Source organism: Comamonas sp. (genome assembly GCF_036666375.1).
Taxonomy (GTDB): domain Bacteria; phylum Pseudomonadota; class Gammaproteobacteria; order Burkholderiales; family Burkholderiaceae_C; genus Comamonas.
In genome coordinates, this window is the sequence record NZ_JAVWWA010000146.1 from 3,670 (window position 1) to 9,147 (window position 5,478).

5 protein-coding genes are annotated in these 5,478 nt (G+C 68.8%); 3 read left to right on the forward strand and 2 right to left on the reverse strand.

Translation table 11 applies throughout. The features are described 5' to 3' along the window. The first annotated feature begins 99 nt into the window (after window positions 1-99). Window positions 100-603, forward strand: coding sequence for a hypothetical protein (locus RR928_RS22825; RefSeq protein ID WP_332547611.1), 504 nt, complete (start codon window positions 100-102; stop codon window positions 601-603). A gap of 54 nt (window positions 604-657) precedes the next feature. On the opposite strand, the gene RR928_RS22830 is transcribed toward RR928_RS22825, so the two are convergent. Next, complete coding sequence (locus RR928_RS22830) at window positions 658-1,119, reverse strand: PA2169 family four-helix-bundle protein (RefSeq protein WP_332534934.1); 462 nt, start codon at window positions 1,117-1,119, stop codon at window positions 658-660. Between the two features lie 181 nt (window positions 1,120-1,300). Continuing rightward, entirely contained in the window at window positions 1,301-3,424 is a 2,124-nt protein-coding gene (locus tag RR928_RS22835) for a TonB-dependent receptor (RefSeq protein WP_332684366.1), read from the reverse strand. Between the two features lie 101 nt (window positions 3,425-3,525). Between RR928_RS22835 and RR928_RS22840 the strand changes: the two genes are divergently transcribed. Both RR928_RS22840 and RR928_RS22845 read left to right on the forward strand, forming a co-directional pair. After that, complete coding sequence (locus RR928_RS22840; RefSeq protein WP_332534937.1) at window positions 3,526-3,870, forward strand: DUF2946 domain-containing protein; 345 nt, start codon at window positions 3,526-3,528, stop codon at window positions 3,868-3,870. A gap of 139 nt (window positions 3,871-4,009) precedes the next feature. Continuing rightward, window positions 4,010-5,455, forward strand: coding sequence for a PepSY-associated TM helix domain-containing protein (locus RR928_RS22845; RefSeq protein ID WP_332684368.1), 1,446 nt, complete (start codon window positions 4,010-4,012; stop codon window positions 5,453-5,455). The last annotated feature ends 23 nt before the right edge of the window (window positions 5,456-5,478 follow it).

The following is a 5,478-nucleotide window of genomic DNA, read 5'->3' on the forward strand; positions in this document are numbered from 1 at the left end:
CGGCGGGCAGCAGACGCTAGGCTGGAATTCCAAGCAGACGGCGGAGAACGCACTGCGCCCACATGGGCAGCATCCGCCCCCAACCAGAGGAGCAACGCAATGGATCCCACAGAACACCGCGCCTACGGCGTGTTCAAGCCCATAGGCCACATGGTGGTTTCGTTTCCCGATGCGGCCAGCGCCGACGACGGCCAGGCGGCGCTCACGGCCCTGGGAACGGAACCCGCCGACATCCACCGCTACAGCGCCGCGCAGATGCTCGCGCAGTGCGATGAAGACATCGCCAGGGCCAGCCCTGCAGCCTCCGTCGGCCAGGAGCTCAATCTGGTCAAGGCCAACCGTGAACTCGCCGCCCAGGGCTTCCACTTCATCGTGGTGCGGGTCGACGACGATGACGTGGCACGCCGTGCCGCCGATGCCTTGCATGCCCAGGGCGCCGAGCGCGCCCAGCTCTACGGCCGCTTCATCATCGAGGAAATGATCACGCGCGCCGCCGATCTGCCCCAGGTCAAGGAATCGCCCGACACCGGGCTCGATCCGCAAACGCCTTCGGGCGAGGAAAAGGAAAGGGCGCAGATGCGCCCTCCTGAATCCACGCCCTGATGCGGCGCAACGGTGGCTCCCGCTCTGCGGGCGCCGCCGTTGCGCGCGGCGTCGTTACGCGTTGTCGGCGCGGCGCGCGGCGTCGCGCAGTTCGCGGATCTGCAGATGGTTGCGCTTGGCGCCTTCGTACTGGCGCTGCACCACCACGCGCACGTCGGCGGGCAGGTCTTCCTCCAGCGCCTTGCGATAGCGTTCCAGCGCCTTGTCTTCGCCGCGTTCGGCTTCTTCCAGCATGTTGAGGTCGCTGTAGCCGGCGAGCGTTCCCTTCACGGCGACCCAGCCGCGATGCGCGGCGCCGGCGAGCGTGCCGCCATCTGGCGTGGAGCGGCCGCCGAGCTGGCCGACGACATTGCGCAGTTCTTCCGCGGCCAGGCGACAGTCCTGGGCACGCGACAGGAAGGTCTGCTTGAGACTGCCGGTACGTGCATGTTCCGCGCTGCTGGTGAAGCCGAATTCGCCGTCCTTGCAGTTTTCTATCAGGTCGTTCAAGGTCTCGATGACTTGCTTGTTGTCCATGGTGCGGTTTCCTGGTTGATTGACGAAACGGCCCGCTTCGCTGGGCGGGCCTGGTTCGCGGCCTATGCCTTGGCCGCGACGAGGATGTCGCGGGGAAACCTTATTTGACGGCCTTGCCGAATACCCTGGAGTCGGTCTAGCGCCCATCTGGGGCGCGTCCTGGGCCTACAGGGCGCGGCTCTCAGAAGCGATGGTGGAGCGCGAGTTCCCAGCGCCGCCCTTCCCCCGCAAACCATTGCGTGCCGGTGTAGTAGGCGGTCGTGAAGAACGGCCGGTCGAAGACATTGAAGCCGCGCAGCGTCAGCTTGGTTGCCGCACCCGCCTGCCATTGCAGCGCCAGGTCGGCCGTGGTGTAGGCCGGCAGCGTCAGACGGTTGGCGCTGTCCGCGTAGCGCCTGCCGACATGGCGCAGGCCGCCGGACAGCGTCCAGTCGGGCCGCGGCGTCCAGCCGACCCAGACGTTGGCGACGCGTTCAGGGACATCGACGGGCACATTGCCGTTGCGCGACACCGCGGCGCCGCCGGCGAATTCGCTGAAATCGTCGTAGCGCGCCTGCAGCAGCGCGACATTCGCCTCGACCCGCAGCGCGGCTGCGGCCTGCAGCGCCAGCGTGGCTTCCACGCCCCGCGACGAGCGCCGGCCGACCTGGCGGCGCAGCGACGGGTTGCCGGGGTCGCGCGTCAGCAGGTTGTTCTTGCGGATCGCATACGCGGCCAGCGTCGCGTCGCCCCGGCCTTGCCAGAACGACTGCTTGATGCCGACTTCGAGCTGCCGCCCCCTGGAGACATCGAAACGCGCATTGTCCGCAGACAGCATCAGCAGGCCGCTGACCGGATCGGCCGCGGCGCTGGCCTGCGCGTAGAGCGCGACATCGGGGTGCAGTTCGTAGACCGTTCCCAGGCGCCAGCCGCTGTGCGCGTAGCGGCGATCGAAAACCGGCGTGCCGGCCACAAGGTCATGGCGCGCGAGCCGCGCATGGTCGAAGCGCGCTGCCGCGACCAGCGACAAGCGCTGCGTCAAGGCGATCCTTTCTTCGGCGAACAGCGCGTACTGCCGCGCCTGGTTACGGTCGCGCGGGATGAAAGGCTGCTCGCTGAAATAATGGCCGGGATCGGGGTACCAGGGATCGACTGGCGCCGCGCTGCCCGAATAGTCGTTGTGGCTGTACCGCAAGGCCGCGCGGTTGACATCGAAGCCCAGCGAAAGCTGGTGGTCGCGCCCGAACAGCTTTCCCGTGAACGCGACATCCGTGGTGTTGCCGGTCTGCGTCTGCGCATGGCCGATCTCGGTGTTGTCGGGGCGGTCGATCAGACGCGTTGCGGCATTGAATGCATAGGTCTCGGCATTGCGCCAGTGGCGCTCGCTGGTGATGTGGTACAGCGTGCTGCGCACGGCGACATCGCTGCTCGCTGCCCATTGCGCGCTCAGCTGCGTCCAGCGGTCGTGCAGGCGGATGTCGCTGTCCTCGACGTTGTAGTTGCGCCGGTGCAGCGCGCGCGGCTGCACGCCATCGATCAGCGGCACGCCGAAGTAGCGCGCCGGCGCCTGCCGGCCTTGCGCCAGCGCGAGCTGCAGCTGTAGATCGCGCGTCGCATCCCAGCGCAGCGCGGCCGTCGCCGTGGCGTTGCGCAGCTCGCCGCGCTCCACCCAGCCCTGCGATCGATCGGCGCTCAGATCGAGCCGGTACGACCATTGCGCGTCTATCGCGCCGCCGCTGCCCAGCGCCAGCGCGCGCCGGCCCGCGCTGCCCGCCGAGGCCTGGATCTCGCTGCGCACCGGAGCGCGCGTCGGCTTCTTGGGAATCACATTGACGACGCCGCCGATGGCGCCGTCGCCATGCACCACCGACGCCGGCCCGCGCAGCACTTCGATGCGGTCTATGGACCAGGTGTCGAACGGAAAGCTCACGCCCACGCCACCATATTGGCGCCTGCCGTCATACAGCCGCAGCACCGCCGTCGTGTCGGTGAAGCCGCGCGCCGAAAGGCTCGCGCTGTTGCCCGCATGGCCCAGGCTGGTGATACCCGCAGCGCGCGTGATCGCCTCGCGCAGCGTGCTGTCACCGCGCGATTCAAGCTGGGCGCGGGTGATCACTTCGACGCTCGCCGGAGTCTCGCGCACACTGAGATCAAGGCGGCTGCCGGTGGCCGTGGCGCGCTCCAGCGGGCCCGCGCCGCCCGCGCGGACCGTGATGGTCTCGAGCTCGGCGGCAGGCTGCGCGCCGCAGGGCAGCGCGGCCAGCGCCAGCGCAAGAACGGCCGGCCGGGGCCTGAAGCGACCAGCAAGTAAAAAGGCATCAATCATAGTTTTTTATTATTGCAAAATTTGATTGATAGTCAAAGCCACACTCCAACGACAACAGCCGCGAGGCGGCCGTGTCTTTCGCAACTCGGGATAATCGCGCCATGCAAGCCCTGCGCATTTCCTCAGCCCTGTTACGCCTTGTCATGGCGTGCTATCTGCTGGTGCTGGGAATTGCCGCTGCCGCGCCGGTCTTTCATCCGCAGCGCATGGAAGTTGTCTGCAGCGCCGCTGGCGCGATGAAGATGGTGGCGCTGGACCACCAGGCCGGCGAGCACACGCTGGACTGCTCGCTGTGCCTCGCGCCATCGCTGCCCGTGCCCGAGTTCTGCAGTGCGGTGCCGGTGCACCAGCCGCTGGCGCATGCGCTGACGCCGCTGGTCGCCGCGCATATCGCGGGCCGCAGCGGCGCGCGCTTTCCGCCGCGCGGCCCGCCCGCCATCGGCTGATCCGCCCCTGCCCCGTCGCCCGGCGCAGTCCTTTGCGCGCGCCATGCCCACCAGCATATGGCCGCGCTCTTTCCCGATTTCGCGCACGCACCGCTGACGCCCAGGCCGCGCAGTGCGCGCCGATGGACACGAGATTCCCATGACGACTTCCGTCCCCGAAACCCGCGCTCGGCGCGCTTCTCCCGACCTCTACCGCGCGGTCTGGCGCTGGCATTTCTACGCCGGTCTGCTGGTGCTGCCGTTCCTGATCTGGCTGGCGATCACCGGCGGCCTCTATGTGTTCAAGAACGAGATCGACGGCTTCTTTCACCAGCGGCTGCTCACGGTGAACGCGGCCGCGACGCCCGCGCGTGCGCCCACGCAACTTGCGGCCGCGGCGCTGGCCGCGCACCCGGGAGCGCTGATCAAATACACCCCGCCGGCCGCGGCCACGCGCAGCGCTGAAGCATTGATCGCGACCCCAGGCGGAGAGCGGCTGGCGGTCTTCGTCGACCCCTACCGCGCCGAAGTGCTGGGCGCGCTGCCCGATGGCGGCAGCGTCGCCTGGACCATTCGCAAGCTGCACAGCCTCAAGTACTTCGGCAAGGTCGCGCGCGGCGCGATCGAGATTGCCGCGGGCTGGGCCATCCTGCTGGTGCTGACCGGCATCTACCTGTGGTGGCCGCGCGGGCAAAAAGGCGGTGTGGTCACGGTGCGCGCCACGCCCGCCAAGCGGGTTTTCTGGCGCGATCTGCATGCGGTCACGGGCCTGGGCGTGGGCGGCATGCTGCTGTTCCTGGCCATAACGGGAATGCCCTGGTCGGTGCTGTGGGGCAATCAGATCAACCAATGGGCCAACGGCAGCAACTTCGGCTATCCGGCGGGCGTGCGCGTGCAGGTGCCGATGTCCGAACTGCGCCTGGCCGACGGCCAGACCACGGCCTGGTCGCTGCAGCAGGCACGCCTGCCCGAGTCGGGCCATGAAGGCCATGAGGGCCATGAAGACCACGACGGTCATTCGGGCCATGACGGCCACGAAGGGCATTCCGCGCACGCGGGCCATGTGCCGGCCGATGTGCCGCCGCAGCCCGCGGCATGGACGCTGGACCAGGCCGTCGCGGCCTTCGATCGCCTGGGCCTGGCGCCGGGCTACGCCGTGCAACTGCCCAAGGGCGCGCAAGGCGTCTATTCCGGCTCGGTCTATCCCGCGGATCTGGCGCAGCAGCGCGTGGTGCATCTGGACCAGTACAGCGGCCGGCCGCTGCTCGACATGCGCTACGCGGACTACGGCCCCATGGGCCGGGCGCTGGAATGGGGCATCAATGTCCACCTGGGCATGGAATGGGGCGTGTTCAACCAGGCGCTGTTGGTCGTGACCTGCCTGGCCATCGTGCTGCTGTGCGTCAGCGCGGCCGTGATGTGGTGGAAGCGCCGGCCCGCGGGCGGCCTGGGCGTTCCGCCCGCACCCGCGAACCGCAAGCTGCAGGCCGGCGTCTTCGCGCTGCTGCTGGTGGGCGGCGCGGTCTTCCCGCTGGTTGGCGCGTCGATGCTGGTGATGGCCGCGCTGGACTATCTGGCGTTTGCGCGCCGCCCGGCGCAGGCCTGAGCCCGCCCCCGGCCCGCCCTAGG